The organism is Nocardioides sp., from assembly GCF_029937575.1.
Lineage (GTDB): Bacteria > Actinomycetota > Actinomycetes > Propionibacteriales > Nocardioidaceae > Nocardioides.
In genome coordinates this window covers 1-10,608 of the sequence record NZ_JAPYPS010000099.1, presented here as the reverse complement: position 1 = coordinate 10,608, position 10,608 = coordinate 1, and the positions used below count along the sequence as shown (strand labels likewise).

Below are 10,608 nucleotides of genomic sequence, written 5' to 3'. Positions count from 1 at the left end.
CCCGTCGCCGTCGCCGAGCCCGAGCCCGAGCCCGACGCCGACACCGACGCCGAGCCCCAGTCCGACCCCGTCCCCGTCCCCGTCCCCTAGCCCGACGCCGAGCCCGAGCCCGACGCCGACGCCGACGCCGAGCCCGACCCCGTCGCCGAGCCCGAGCCCGAGCCCGACACCGAGCCCGACACCGAGCCCGAGCCCGAGCCCGACCCCCACACCGCCGACGGAGCCGCCCCCGGCGGAGAACCGCGCGCCGGTGGTTCGCAAGGTGAAGGTCAAGGGCCAGCAGGGCGGACACCGCGTCGGACGGTCGCTGCGCGCGAAGGTGCGCGCCGACGACCTGGACGGAGACCCGCTGGTCTACCGGTTCATCTTCGGCGACGGCACCGCGCAGGTGACGGACACGAAGCGCCTGCGCCACACCTACGGCGAGGCCGGTCGCTACCGCGTGACCGTCATCGCCTACGACGGCGAGAAGATCGACCGGCAGTCGGTCGTCATCAAGGTGAAGCGGGCGAAGAAGCGCTGACCTGACGGATCAGCCGCCGTACGACGGCTGATCCGGGGCTGATCTCCTGGGCTCGGCGCAGGTCGACGAGAGCATCGTCGACCTCGCCGAGCCCGGCCCGCGCGATCGCCCGCTGCACGTAGGCGTCGGGCCGCTGCGGCGCCGCGGCCACGGCTCGGTCGAGGGTTTCTCGGGCCTCGTCGAGCCGTCCCTGCGCCGACAGCGACACCGCCAGTGCCACCAGCGCCTCGTAGCTGCCCGGCACCCGGGACAAGGCGGCACGGGCGAAGGCCTCGCCGCCGATGGCGGCACCCGGGTCGCCGGCCGCGGCCTGCTCGGCCAGGACCCTGGCCGGGATCAGGCGTACGGCGACGTCCCAGGCGCGCCACCTGATCGTGCGGTCGAACTCGTCCGTGGCACCCGCCACCGTCCGCTGGTCCGCGAGGGCCAGGCCCCGTTGCAACGCGCGGTCCCCGAGGCACGCGGCGGCCAGGACCACCGCAAGTGCTGCACTCACCACAGCCACGGGCAGCTGGAGCCGGAAGCGCTCGCGTTCCTCGGGGCCCACCGAGAGCACGGTGCCGAGCAGGAACGCAGCGAGACACGTCGGTCCGGCAGTCGTGAAGTTCACGCAGGCCAGGGCCAGGTAGGCCGCCACCGTCAACGCCGCCGGTCGGAGGTGCGGATGATCGAGAAGCGCCTCGCGGGCCCGGCGGACGACCACGACGACGCCCACCAGGGTGGCCACGAGGAGCAGCAACCCTCCGGCGACCAGGACCTGGAGGATCACCGAGTGTGGCGAGTCCGCCAGTCGTTGGGGGCCCGTGAAGTCCACGAACGCCGCGTCCTCGTAGGCGGGGAAGGCGTCGACGTACCGGTTGGCGCCGATCCCCAGCAGCGGGTGATCGAGCACCAGGTCGAGCGTGAGCCGCCACTGGTGCAACCGGCCCTCAGCGGTGCCCAGACCGAGCAGCCTCTCGCGCGTGCTCGGGACGGCGAGGGCGAGGAGCACGAGGCCGACGAGCGCGGCCGACCCGCGCGTCAGGGCAACGAGCGACGATCGCCCGCCGGCGGGGCCGGGGCCGGGCGCCCGCCGTCCGGAGGTGTTGTCCCGCACCTGGAGCGCGACGGTGACGACGAGGCCGAGCAGCGTCAGGCCGAGAGCGGTGCGTGAGCCGGAGATCGCGACCGTGGTGACGGCCGCCGTCAGTCCGGCGACCTCGTACCAGCGCGCCCGGCTGCCGAGCCCCCCGGGGCGCAGGGCAGGTCCGGCGAGCACGAGGGCGGCCAGCATCGCGACCGCACCCTGGTCCGTGGCGTTGCCGAGCACCGAGCCGGTGCGTTGCTCGGTGCTCGGCCCGAGCGGGCTGATGTCGAGGACGTCGAGCACGGAGAAGGCTGCGAGGGCCAGCGCGAGCGACCCCACGGCGTACGACAGCGAAGGGCGCCCCGCCTCGTCCCGGCCCACGACGCGGGCCCCCGCCCAGCAGGTGGCGCCGTAGAGCGCCAGCACGGGGAGCCCCTCGTAGCGGGGCCAGCGACCGACGAGCGAGGCGTACGGCGTGTCGCCGGCGAGGGCGGCCAGGGTGAAGACCGCCGCCCAGCCGATGCCGGCGAGCACGACGACGCGGGGGAGTGCTCCCCGTGGCGTGGTCAGCGCAGCGGCCACCACGGCCACCGCCGAGACGAGCAGCTTGGCCAGGACGAAGCGGGAGAAGCCGCCGGGGATCCAGCACAGGGGAGCCAGAGCAGCGAGCCAGAGCCCGAGTGCGGGCAGCATGTCCGGACGGTCCGACCGCATAGCCCGTCTGGGCCATTTCGCTCGGGTTGCCGCCACAAGGGTCGAGTCTCGCACTAGCGTCGTGGATCGTGCCCGCGAACGGGTGCCGTCGTCCGCCCCACAGGAGACCCGATGCGCCACCCCCGCGCTGCACTGCCCGCCGCCTTCACCGCCCTCGTCGTGGCGCTGATCGCCTCGTTCGTGGCACTGGCCGGGGCAGGTCCGGCGACGTCGGCCGCGGCCCGGACGGCTCCGCAGCCCCCCGTGGCGGACCTGCTCGCAGGCAGCTACCAGGCCGAGTTCGGTCGCCTCAGCGTCGCTGGGAAGCCAACGATCTCGAACAGGAAGTCACCGGCGATCTCGGGCAGGACGCGTGTCGGGCGCACCCTCACGGTCTCCAGCGGCACGTGGAAGCCGGCCAAGGTCAAGGTCGCCTACCGCTGGTACGCCGGCACGAAGAAGATCAAGGGCGCCAAGGCGGCGTCGTACTCCCCGACGGCCGACGACGCGGGGCAGGTCCTCAGCGCACTGGTGACGGCGAAGAAGAAGGGCTACCGCAGCGGGGCGGTCCTCGAGACGGCCGGCACCGTCAAGGGCGGCAAGATCGCCTCCACCTCCAAGCCGGCGCTCAAGGGCAAGGCCCTGGTCGGCAAGAGGCTGAAGGCCACCGCGGGCGACTGGTCGGTCGCGGACGTCGAGCTGACCTACACCTGGCTCAAGGGCAAGAAGGAGCTGTCCTCGGCCAAGAAGTACCGCGTGCAGGCCTCCGACGCCGGCAAGCGGGTGAAGGTCGTGGTCACCGCCGCCAAGCCCGGCTTCAAGTCGGCCAGCGTGCGGTTGCGGTCCGATCGGATCCAAGCCGGCTGACCACGCCCGTCCGGCGCACCGCGGCCGGACGTCAGGACTCGCCGGCGGCGTACAGCGCCGCGCCGATGATCCCCGCCTTGTTGAGCAACAGCGCCGGGATGATCGGGGTGTCCAGCTCGACCATCGGCAGGAACGACGCCGCGTGCTTGCTCACGCCGCCCCCGACGACGATCAGGTCGGGGGAGAAGAGCCGCTCCACGCTCTGGTAGTACGACGTGAGCCGCTTGGCCCACTTCGCCCAGGACAGCTCCTCGGACTCACGGACGCTGTTGGCGGCCCGCTTCTCTGCCACGTGGCCGTCGATCTCCAGGTGGCCCAGCTCGGAGTTGGGCACGAGCACCCCGTCGTGGACCAGCGCGGAGCCGATGCCGGTGCCCAGGGTGGTCACGACGACCAGGCCGGTCTGGCCGCGAGCGGCGCCGAAGCGCACCTCGGCCAGACCCGCGGCGTCGGCGTCGTTGAGCACCCGGACGGACCGACCCGTGGCCCGCGTGAAGAGCTCGTCGGCGTCGGTGCCGATCCAGCCGTGGTCGATGTTGGCCGCGCTCCCGACGACGCCGCGCCGCACGATGCCGGGCACGGTCACCCCGACGGGCGCGCCGGCGCCGCCCTCGGGCAAGGACGCGAGCAGCTCGACGAATACGGCGGCGACCGCGTCCGGGGTGGCCGGGTCGGGCGTCTTGATCCGCGTGCGCTCACCGGCGAAGTCGCCGGCCGCGAGGTCCACGGCGGCCGCCTTGATCCCGCTGCCGCCGAAGTCGATGCCGATCGGGTGGTCGTCCGGGCTCTCGCTGCTCACACCACCATCAGATCACGTCGGGGACGTCCCGTCAGGAGCCCGGGACCTGGCAGCATGACCGCATGGATGCAGCCCCGGACCCCGCCATGGACCCCACAGCGGACCCCACAGCGGACCCCACAGCGGACCCCGCCGAGGACATAGGAGCGGCCCCAGCGCTGGACGTCGAGAGGTTGCGCTCGGCCTTCCCCGCGCTGCTCGACGGTCCGAGTGCCGGGCTGGTCCGCCTCGACGGGCCCGGAGGGTCGCTCGTGCCTCAGGTGGTCGCCGACGCGATCGCCTCGGCGATGACCTCGGGGATGTGCCAGCGCGGCACCCTGACGCCGGTCGAGCAGCTCGCCGAGGCCACGACGGCCGGGGCCCGCGCCGCGATGGGCGACCTGCTCGGCACCGACCACCGCGGCGTCGTCTTCGGCCGATCGATGACGGCCCTCACCTTCGATCTGGCTCGCTCCCTCAGTGCCGCCTGGGGGCCGGGCGACGAGGTGGTGGTGACCCGGCTCGACCACGATGCCAACATCCGGCCGTGGGTCACGGCGGCCGCGCGCACCGGGGCCACCCTGCGGTGGCTCGACTTCGACCCGGAGACCACCGAGCTGCACGACGTCGAGAGCGTGCTCAGCGATCGCACCCGCGTGGTCGCGGTCACCGCCGCGTCGAACCTCTTCGGCACCCGCCCCGACGTCCCCGCGATCGCCGCGGCGGCCCACGAGGTGGGCGCGCTGGTGCACGTCGACGCCGTGCACCTGGCCGCCCACGACACGGTCGACCGGGTCGCCCTCGGCGCGGACCTGATCAGCTGCTCGCCGTACAAGTTCTTCGGCCCGCACCTCGGGGTGCTCGCGGCGGACCCGGCGCTGCTCGAGACCCTGCACCCCGACAAGCTGCTGCCCTCGACCGAGGAGGTCCCCGAGCGCTTCGAGCTCGGCACGCTGCCCTACGAGCAGCTGGCCGGAGTGACGAGCGCCGTCGACTTCATCGCCTCCTTCGACCCCCGAGGCGCCAGTGGTGCGACCCGCCGCCAGCGGCTGGTCGCGGCCATGGGGGCGATCGCCGCCCACGAGCACGCCCTGCTGTCGAGGCTGCTGATCGGGCTGGACCGGCTCAGCCACGTCCGGGTGCACGGGAGCCCGGCGTCACGCACGCCCACGCTGCTGCTCCACGTCGACGGGGTCGAGCCGCGGGCGGTCTACGAGCACCTGGTCGACCACGGCGTCATCGCCCCGGCCGGCAGCTTCTACGCGCTGGAGGCCTCCCGGCACGCCGGGCTGGGCGACACGGGCGGTGTGCGCGTCGGGCTGTCGCCGTACACGACCCACGAGGACCTGGACCGGCTGATCGTCGGCCTGGGGCGACTGGCCTGCTGACCCGGTCTGCTTGACCCGGACCCGACCCAGTCCCGGACGAGCCCCGGGCAGGCTCAGCGCAACCGCGCCAGGGTGAGCGCGAAGTCGTCGGCCGGGTCGGTCCAGCTCTGCGTGACCTCGAAGCCGGCGGCGCCCAGCTCGGCGCGGATCCCCTCGGGTCGGAACTTCGTCGAGATCTCCACCCGGATCTCCTCGCCGCTGGCGAGGTCGACCTCGAGGTCGGCGCCGGGGATCGAGACCCGCTGCGGCGCCTCGGAGCGCAGCCGCAGGTCCATCCGTTCCATGTGGGCGTCCCAGAAGGGCACGTAGGAGTAGGCGTCGAGGTCGAAGTCGGCGCCGAGCTCACGGTTGAGCACGGCCAGGGAGTTGGTGACGAACCGGGACGTCACGCCCTGGGAGTCGTTGTAGGCCGCGATCAGCCGGTCGCTGCTCTTGACCAGGTCGGTGCCGATGAGCAGCCAGTCGCCCGGCTCGAGCGAGTCGGCGAGCGCGCCGAGGAAGGCGCCGCGCTCCTCGACGTACAGGTTGCCGATGGTGCCGCCCAGGAAGGCCACCAGGCGCCGGTCGCCTCCGGGCAGGTCGCCGAGGTGCAACGTGAAGTCACCGACCACGGCCTCGATCGCGACGTCGGGGTAGCGCTCGTCGAGCATGTCGGCCGCCGCGCGCAAGGTCGCCTCGGAGACGTCGACCGGCACGAAGCGACGCAGTCGGCCGGCGGCGTCGAAGGCGTCGAGCAGGACGCGGGTCTTGTCACTGGTGCCGCTGCCGAGCTCGACGACGGTGGTGGCGTCGCAGGCCGCAGCGATGTCGGCGCCGTGCAGGTCGAGGATCGCCCGCTCGGCCTCGGTCGGGTAGTACTCCGGCAGGCGCGTGATCAGGTCGAAGAGACGCGACCCCTCGTCGTCGTAGAGCCACTTGGGCGGCAGGCGCAGCGGCTTGGCGCCGAGACCACGACGTACGTCGTCGACCAGCGTGCCGGCCGCCCAGTCGGGGTCGAGGAGCACGGAGACGACGGGTGCGGGGCTGCTCATGAGCTCTCCAGGTCTGCGTGGGCGGGGCGGGGGGCGCCACCGTCGGCGAGCCGGACCCCCGACAGGGCCCAGCGGGACGCGTGGGGGAAGAAGTTGCGGTAGGTCGCTCGGGCATGGCCCGGCGGGGTGAGCGCGCACCCACCGCGCAGCACCATCTGGTTGGACATGAACTTGCCGTTGTACTCCCCGATCGCGCCCTCGGGCGGGTGGAACCCCGGGTAGGGGTGGTAGGCCGACGACGTCCACTCCCAGCAGTCGCCGTACACCTGTCGCAGGCGTCGGGTGCGGTCGTCGTGGGGCGCTGCAGCCGTCGGGTGGTACGTCGTGGTGTCGGCCATGTTGACCACCGCCGACGCGCCAGCTGGGCCCGAGCGTGCAGCCCCGCCCTGGCCGTCGCTGACGACGGCGTGCTCCCACTCGGCCTCGCTGGGCAGGCGCTTGCCGGCCCACGTCGCGAACGCCTCGGCCTCGTAGAAGCTCACGTGACTCACGGGCAGCCCGGGATTGACCGGCCAGGTGCCGTGGAGGGTGTGCTCGAGCCACACTCCGTCGTGCTCGCTCCAGTAGAAGGGGGCCTGCCACTGCTCCGCGTTGACCCTGGCCCAGCCGTCGGAGAGCCACAGGTCGTGGCGGCGGTAGCCGCCGTCGGCCATGAAGTCGAGCCACTCGCCGTTGGTGACGAGCCGGTCGGCGATCCGGTAGGGCTCGAGCCACTGACGGTGGCGGGGGAGCTCGTTGTCGAAGCTGAAGCCGTCGCCCTCGTGGCCCACCTCGACGAGCCCGCCCTCGACGTCGACCCAGCCGAGATCGTCGGGCTCGCAGCGCTCGCTCGGGCTGCCGGCGTAGACGGGCTGCAGGGGGTTGCGCGAGAGCACGTGCTTGATGTCCATGAGCAGCAGCTCCTGGTGCTGCTGCTCGTGGTGGAAGCCCAGCTCGATCGTGGCGCTCAGCTTGTCGAGGGTGCCCTGGTCCGTCCGGCCGAGGGTGGTGATCAGGTCACGCATCCGGTCGTCGACCTGGCGACGGTAGACGCCGACGTCGTGGGCACCGGGGCGGGTGATGAAGCCACGGTCGGCGCGGGAGTAGCGGGCGCCGAGGGTCTCGTAGTAGCTGTTGAAGAGGAACCAGTACTTGTCCTGGAACGGCGCGAAGTCGGGCTCGTGCTCGGCGAGGAGGAAGGTCTCGAAGAACCACGTCACGTGGGCGCGGTGCCACTTGGTGGGCGACACGTCCGGCATCGACTGGACGGTCTGGTCCTCCGGGGAGAGCGGAGCCGCGAGCGACTCGGTGTGGGCGCGAACCTCGGTGAAGCGGTCTACCAGGGACTCGGCGTCCCACATCGTTGTCGCTGCTGTCGCCGTCATGTGCTCGGCCTGCCTTTCGAGGGGTGAGTGGCCTGTCACGGTGTTCGCCGGTCGGTGGTGCCCCTCCACCATGACCGATGGCACCGACAACGTCGTCACCCCGTAGTGGGACGTCACCAGTTCGTAAGTTCCCCGTCCCAGCGAGGTCACCGACCGTTGTCGCGCCGCGGCGTAACCCACGCACCCGCCCCGTCGTTGGGCCAGCACACCTCCTTCCTCCACGATCGGGAGCCCGATGAAGTCGCACCCAGCCGTACGCCGCCTGCTCGTCACCATGAGCGGCCTGGCGCTGGCCGGTGCCGGTGTCCTTGCACCGACGGCGCCTGTCGAGGCGGCCGCCTCGGGCGCCGGCCCTGTCGTGGGCTCCGCTCCGACGGCCACCGTGGCCTCGACGCGGGAGCGCCAGGCGAAGAAGAAGAAGAAGAAGCGCTCGGCGCGTCACTCCGAGTGGGCCGGCGCCGGTCAGGCCACGATCACGCCCGGCGTGATGATGTACACCGCCGGGGCGCAGTGCACCGCGAACTTCGTCTTCACCGATGCCGTCGGCAACGTGTTCGTCGGCTACGCCGCGCACTGCGCCGGCAAGGGCGAGGCCACCGACACCAACGGGTGCCAGGTCTCCTCGCAGCCACTCGGCACCCGGGTGGACTTCGTCAGCGGGGGCAGCGTCATCACCGGCGGCACCGCGCTGGGCCGCGGCACCCTCGTGTACTCGTCCTGGGTCGCCATGAACGAGGCCGGCACGACGGACGGCCCGACCTGCGAGTACAACGACTTCGCGCTGGTCAAGGTCCGCGCCCGCGACGTCGACAAGGTCAACCCGTCGGTGCCCTTCTACGGCGGACCGACCGGCATCGACAAGAACGGCACCAGCCTCGGCGACCGGGTCTACAGCTACGGCAACTCCAGCCTGCGGGCCGGCCTCGAGCTGCTCTCGCCCAAGCTCGGCGTCGCGCTCGGGGACGCGGCCTCCGACGATGGCTGGAACCACCAGGTCTACACCCTCACCCCGGGCATCCCGGGCGACTCCGGCTCGGGCTTCATGAACCGCGCCGGCAAGGCCGTGGGCACCTTGTCCACGGTCGCCGTCGCACCTCTGCCACTGGCGAACGGCACGGGAGACCTGCTGCGCGAGCTGAAGTTCGCCAAGGCCAGCTCGGTGATCAAGGGCCTGCGACTGGCGAAGGGCACCGAGGCGTTCTCGAGCACCCTCTGAGCTGAGCTGAGCTGAGCTGAGGACGTCTGCCGAGGGCATGGTCACCGGCGGTCCGCAAGACTGAGGCGACACCGACCGCGCGATCACACTCGCCCGTGCCCGACGAAGAGGACCCGACATGTCCGCCGCGCCCAGCCTGCCCGACCTGACCGGCTCGACCTACGTGGTGACCGGAGCCAACTCCGGCATCGGTCTCGAGGCCGCCAAGAAGCTCGCCGGCGCCGGGGGCAAGGTCGTCCTGGCCGTGCGAGACGTCGAGAAGGGCGAGGCCGCGGCGGCGCAGATCCCTGGTGAGACCGCCGTACGGCGGCTCGACCTGGCCGACCTCGCCTCGGTGCATGCCTTCGCGGACGCCTGGGACGAGCCGATCACGACGCTGGTGAACAACGCCGGGATCATGATGGTCGCCGAGGGACGCACCGTCGACGGCTTCGAGCGCCAGATCGGTACCAACCACCTCGGTCACTTCGCGCTGACCAATCTGCTGCTGCCGCACGTCACCGACCGGGTCGTCTCGGTCTCCTCGGGCCTGCACAACGGTCCGCAGGTCGACCTCGACAACCTGGACCTCGAGGGCGCCTACAAGCCGACGCGTGCCTACCAGCAGTCCAAGCTCGCCAACCTCCTCTTCACCGCCGAGCTGCAGCGTCGCCTGGCCGAGGCGGGCTCGACGCTGACCGCGCACGCGGCGCACCCCGGCTACTCGGCGACCAACCTGCAGACCCACCACGCCAACCCGCTGATGAACAAGCTCATGTGGGTCGGCAACAAGGTGATTGCGACCAGTGCCGAGTTCGGGGCGCGGCCCACCGTGCACGCGGTGGTGGCCGACCTGCCTCCCAACAGCTACATCGGGCCCACCGGCTTCCAGGGCCTGCGCGGAGCGCCCGGCCCCAACCCTCGCTCGAAGCAGGCCCGGGACGCCGACGTGGCCCGGCGGCTGTGGGACCTCTCCGAGCAGCGCACAGCGGTCTCCTGGGGGCTGTGACCCACCGGACGCACAGCGGACCGGCCGGACGGCGTGCCCCCGCGGCTGCTAGACATGAGCCATGGCCACTACTGCACTCGGGGGCAACCCCGTCACCACCGTCGGCGACCTTCCCGCGGTCGGCTCCGACGCCCCCGCCTTCAGCCTCACCGGCTCCGACTTCAGCGACGTCACGCTGGGTGCGGGCACCCGCACCGTGCTGAACATCTTCCCGAGTGTCGACACCGGCGTGTGCGCGGCGAGCGTGAAGAAGTTCAACGAGCTGGCCGCGGGTCTCGACAACACCGTCGTGGTGTGTGTCTCCAACGACCTGCCCTTCGCCCAGGCCCGCTTCTGCGGCGCCGAGGGCATCGAGAACGTCACCGCCGCCTCGGGCTTCAAGTCCAGCTTCGGCCAGGACTACGGCGTGGCCATGGTCGACGGCAAGTTCGAGGGCCTGCTGGCTCGCTCGGTCGTCGTCGTCGACGCCGACGGCTCGGTGCTCCACACCGAGCTCGTCCCCGAGATCGCTCAGGAGCCCGACTACGACGCTGCGGTCGCCGCGCTCGGCTGACCTTCCTCGGGGCCGGCCCCTGTGGTGGCGGTGGTGGGGCCGCGCGCGTAGCCGACCTGCTCCCTTCGGGGTGCTGCCGGTGGTTCCGGTGGTGGGGCCGCGCGCGTAGCCGACCTGCTCCCGCCGTCAAGGATCGCCTGC

The 10,608-nt window shown here is 72.2% G+C and carries 11 protein-coding genes; 6 read left to right on the top strand and 5 right to left on the bottom strand.

The window, feature by feature from the left end:
* A partial coding sequence (locus tag Q1K33_RS19745) for a hypothetical protein (protein WP_300406485.1) occupies nt 1–261 on the bottom strand: 261 nt, incomplete at its 3' end.
* Here Q1K33_RS19745 and Q1K33_RS19740 point away from each other — a divergent pair.
* Entirely contained in the window at nt 251–523 is a 273-nt protein-coding gene (locus tag Q1K33_RS19740; protein ID WP_300406483.1) for a PKD domain-containing protein, read from the top strand. The genes Q1K33_RS19745 and Q1K33_RS19740 overlap by 11 nt on opposite strands.
* Here the strand turns inward: Q1K33_RS19740 and Q1K33_RS19735 are convergent.
* On the bottom strand, nt 495–2,282 hold the full coding sequence (locus tag Q1K33_RS19735) for an O-antigen ligase family protein (RefSeq protein ID WP_300406481.1): 1,788 nt from the start codon (nt 2,280–2,282) through the stop codon (nt 495–497). The two genes, Q1K33_RS19740 and Q1K33_RS19735, sit on opposite strands and share 29 nt — an antisense overlap.
* Nucleotides 2,283–2,414: 132 nt before the next feature.
* On the opposite strand from Q1K33_RS19735, the gene Q1K33_RS19730 reads away from it, so the two are divergent.
* Entirely contained in the window at nt 2,415–3,149 is a 735-nt protein-coding gene (locus tag Q1K33_RS19730) for a hypothetical protein (protein WP_300406479.1), read from the top strand.
* Nucleotides 3,150–3,180: 31 nt separating this feature from the next.
* On the opposite strand, the gene ppgK is transcribed toward Q1K33_RS19730, so the two are convergent.
* Nucleotides 3,181–3,948, bottom strand: coding sequence for a polyphosphate--glucose phosphotransferase (gene ppgK / locus Q1K33_RS19725; protein ID WP_300406477.1), 768 nt, complete (start codon nt 3,946–3,948; stop codon nt 3,181–3,183).
* Between the two features lie 62 nt (nt 3,949–4,010).
* On the opposite strand from ppgK, the gene Q1K33_RS19720 reads away from it, so the two are divergent.
* Nucleotides 4,011–5,315, top strand: coding sequence for a cysteine desulfurase-like protein (locus Q1K33_RS19720; RefSeq protein WP_300406476.1), 1,305 nt, complete (start codon nt 4,011–4,013; stop codon nt 5,313–5,315).
* A gap of 53 nt (nt 5,316–5,368) precedes the next feature.
* On the opposite strand, the gene egtD is transcribed toward Q1K33_RS19720, so the two are convergent.
* Nucleotides 5,369–6,346: an L-histidine N(alpha)-methyltransferase gene (gene egtD, locus Q1K33_RS19715; protein WP_300406474.1), complete on the bottom strand. Its 978-nt coding sequence runs from the start codon at nt 6,344–6,346 to the stop codon at nt 5,369–5,371.
* Entirely contained in the window at nt 6,343–7,710 is a 1,368-nt protein-coding gene (gene egtB / locus Q1K33_RS19710) for an ergothioneine biosynthesis protein EgtB (RefSeq protein WP_300406472.1), read from the bottom strand. Before egtB ends, egtD begins: the two co-directional genes overlap by 4 nt.
* Nucleotides 7,711–7,945: 235 nt before the next feature.
* Here egtB and Q1K33_RS19705 point away from each other — a divergent pair, with 235 nt between their 5' ends.
* The 3 genes from Q1K33_RS19705 to tpx all read left to right on the top strand — a co-directional run bounded on the left by Q1K33_RS19705 (nt 7,946) and on the right by tpx (nt 10,467).
* Nucleotides 7,946–8,926, top strand: a complete 981-nt coding sequence (locus tag Q1K33_RS19705) for a hypothetical protein (protein WP_300406470.1) — start codon at nt 7,946–7,948, stop codon at nt 8,924–8,926.
* A 118-nt stretch (nt 8,927–9,044) separates the two neighbouring features.
* Nucleotides 9,045–9,914, top strand: a complete 870-nt coding sequence (locus Q1K33_RS19700) for an oxidoreductase (RefSeq protein ID WP_300406468.1) — start codon at nt 9,045–9,047, stop codon at nt 9,912–9,914.
* A 61-nt stretch (nt 9,915–9,975) separates the two neighbouring features.
* Nucleotides 9,976–10,467: a thiol peroxidase gene (tpx, locus tag Q1K33_RS19695; RefSeq protein WP_300406466.1), complete on the top strand. Its 492-nt coding sequence runs from the start codon at nt 9,976–9,978 to the stop codon at nt 10,465–10,467.
* Nucleotides 10,468–10,608: the final 141 nt, after the last annotated feature.

Bases quoted from the DNA above. Each gene is read 5' to 3' on its own strand.
- egtB (WP_300406472.1), bottom strand. From the start codon at position 7,710: ATGACGGCGACAGCAGCGACAACGATGTGGGACGCCGAGTCCCTGGTA.
- egtD (WP_300406474.1), bottom strand. From the start codon at position 6,346: ATGAGCAGCCCCGCACCCGTCGTCTCCGTGCTCCTCGACCCCGACTGG.
- Q1K33_RS19730 (WP_300406479.1), top strand. From the start codon at position 2,415: ATGCGCCACCCCCGCGCTGCACTGCCCGCCGCCTTCACCGCCCTCGTC.
- Q1K33_RS19700 (WP_300406468.1), top strand. From the start codon at position 9,045: ATGTCCGCCGCGCCCAGCCTGCCCGACCTGACCGGCTCGACCTACGTG.
- Q1K33_RS19705 (WP_300406470.1), top strand. From the start codon at position 7,946: ATGAAGTCGCACCCAGCCGTACGCCGCCTGCTCGTCACCATGAGCGGC.
- tpx (WP_300406466.1), top strand. From the start codon at position 9,976: ATGGCCACTACTGCACTCGGGGGCAACCCCGTCACCACCGTCGGCGAC.
- Q1K33_RS19720 (WP_300406476.1), top strand. From the start codon at position 4,011: ATGGATGCAGCCCCGGACCCCGCCATGGACCCCACAGCGGACCCCACA.
- Q1K33_RS19735 (WP_300406481.1), bottom strand. From the start codon at position 2,282: ATGCTGCCCGCACTCGGGCTCTGGCTCGCTGCTCTGGCTCCCCTGTGC.